This window comes from Listeria rocourtiae FSL F6-920 (assembly GCF_000525975.1).
Classification (GTDB): Bacteria; Bacillota; Bacilli; order Lactobacillales; family Listeriaceae; genus Listeria_A; species Listeria_A rocourtiae.
On the sequence record NZ_AODK01000076.1, the window covers coordinates 1 to 2,277 of the forward strand.

A 2,277-nucleotide genomic window follows, 5' to 3' on the forward strand; every position below is an offset into this window, starting at 1 on the left:
TGACATCCGTAAACCAATTGATATCGTTAGCTTTCGCTCCTGCGATGGCGCTCATGTCTTTTGCCTGTATGACTGGTGCTTCTGCTGTTATTTGCATATTTACTGTCGTGCTTGCGGATTTGCCGTTACTGTTCGTCACACTATACACCACTGGATAGTTGCCTTCTTTTTGGAAGTTCACACCGCTATAGTCTACGTTCACTTCAACACTTATATCTCCGTCTACTTTGTCTTCAGCTTTGACATCCGTAAACCAATTGATATCGTTAGCTTTCGCTCCTGCGATGGCGCTCATGTCTTTTGCCTGTATGACTGGTGCTTCTGCTGTTATTTGCATATTCACTGTCGCGCTTGCGGATTTGCCGTTACTGTTCGTCACACTATACACCACTGGATAGTCGCCTTCTTTTTGGAAGTTCACACCGCTATAGTCTACGTTCACTTTGGCGCTTATATCTCCGTCTACTTTGTCCTCGGCTGTCACGTTCGTAAACCAACTTACTTCACTAGCTGAGATTCCAGCAATTCCACTCATGTCTTGAGCTTTTACTGTTGGAGGAGTTGCATTTACATTAACTGTAATCGTTTTTTTTGTAGTGTTGTTATCGCTATCCGTTACCGCATATGTAACGGAATACACGCCCTCTTTTTTTGTATTAACATCATTTGATATAATTTGAATATGTGATGTTAAATCCCCATCTTCAATATCTGAGGCAGTTACATTTTCTAGTGGATCAAACGATGTTCCCGCAATTATCGTTCTATCCTTTGCATAAATGACTGGATCATTATTTCCCGTTACAAAAACATCTGGGATAAGTTCTTGCCCCAAGGAAGCATTAACACTCCCAATACCTACTAGCGTTGTCACTAAAAGGCGTTTTTTTTTCTTTGAAAGAATACTGTAGCGTAACAGATTTATCAGCATCTTGAGGTGTCACCAATGTAACAGTGTTCCCCGATACTTGAACTGGAATCTCTTTTCCATCCTGGTCTGTTGCACTGACATCTAAAAGTTCAAACACATCATCCAATGTCCATTCCATCTGTGCATCTTCTGTTTCATACATCGTTTGTGTAAGTTCACGGAGCGCGTCAATCCCTTGTGTCATATTTGTGAATTGATAAAAGTAACTTGGGTCTGAAACCATCTGTTTTCCGTTAGCGATAGATGTAGCACTACTTCCAATATAAATTCCACCTACCTTGTAGCCAGCATTTTTTTACTTTCGTTGCGCCATCAACTGTACGCTGTACTCCATATGCATCATTATCACTTATAAGAATAAAAATAGTATTGTTATCCGTATCTCCTTTAAATCCATTGTAATTAGTTAGCGCATATTCAAAACCAGAATCCGTGGTAACGTTACTAGCAGCTGTTCTCGTTAGTCCATCTTTTATAACTTTAAGATCATTCGTAAGTGGGACAGTAACACTAGCTCGAGTTGCTGGTGTAGTATTAATAACCATGATTCTGTCCTGACTTAAGTCTACTTCCTCAGCAATTTCTGCGATAGCTTCTGTTAGTTGGCGAGTATGAGCTGAAAAGCTGCCACTCGTATCCCGCAAGAAAATAATATCATTCCCCTTTGAAGTTTGAGCGGCAGGCAAATCAAACTTAATCTTTCCCTCATATTCACGCAGACCATTTGTATCTTTTTTTTGAAAATGCTATGTCATTACTGGTATTATATATCGACCCAGTTGCACTTACTTTGGACACGCTTATAAAACAAGTACTCATCAATAATACAAGTACAATAAGGCATTTCAAAAAGCGCATTGCTCGATCTAATTTTCTATTCATTTGTTTATCTCCTTGTATAATCATATAGTTGAAATTTTAATAATTAATTAACTCATTTTTCAGATTTTTTTCACTTTAATTAAACCACCTCCAGAAAAGTAATTCTTTTCAGATAAATCAAAACCATTTTAATCATTATTACCATTTTTATGAAAATGGTAATAATGATTATGCTTGGACGAAAATAACAACAAATTATTTATTTCTTGCCAATACTTCCTTAGCACATGTATTATACTACCATAGCTTTTTTTTAATAATCTAGCCAAAATCTAGATTATTAAAAAAAATTCATATAATATTCACACTTTATAACTGGAGATTTATCTCAATAAAGAGGTTGCCTTATGCTCCTTCAAAGCAGAAAGCAACCTTCTTACATCAACTACTATTCTAAACCTCCTTTTATACAATACAAAACAGAATATATATTTAGAAATATTAATCACACATTATACATCATA

At 36.5% G+C, this 2,277-nt stretch carries 3 protein-coding genes; all 3 read right to left on the reverse strand.

What is annotated here, in order from left to right:
- On the reverse strand, window positions 1-835 hold an 835-nt coding region (locus tag PROCOU_RS16890; protein ID WP_244266348.1), incomplete at its 3' end, for an immunoglobulin-like domain-containing protein.
- Between the two features lie 7 nt (window positions 836-842).
- Window positions 843-1,154, reverse strand: a complete 312-nt coding sequence (locus tag PROCOU_RS15670) for a hypothetical protein (RefSeq protein ID WP_036074278.1) — start codon at window positions 1,152-1,154, stop codon at window positions 843-845.
- A gap of 28 nt (window positions 1,155-1,182) precedes the next feature.
- Complete coding sequence (locus tag PROCOU_RS15675) at window positions 1,183-1,617, reverse strand: vWA domain-containing protein (protein WP_036074281.1); 435 nt, start codon at window positions 1,615-1,617, stop codon at window positions 1,183-1,185.
- Window positions 1,618-2,277 lie beyond the last annotated feature (660 nt).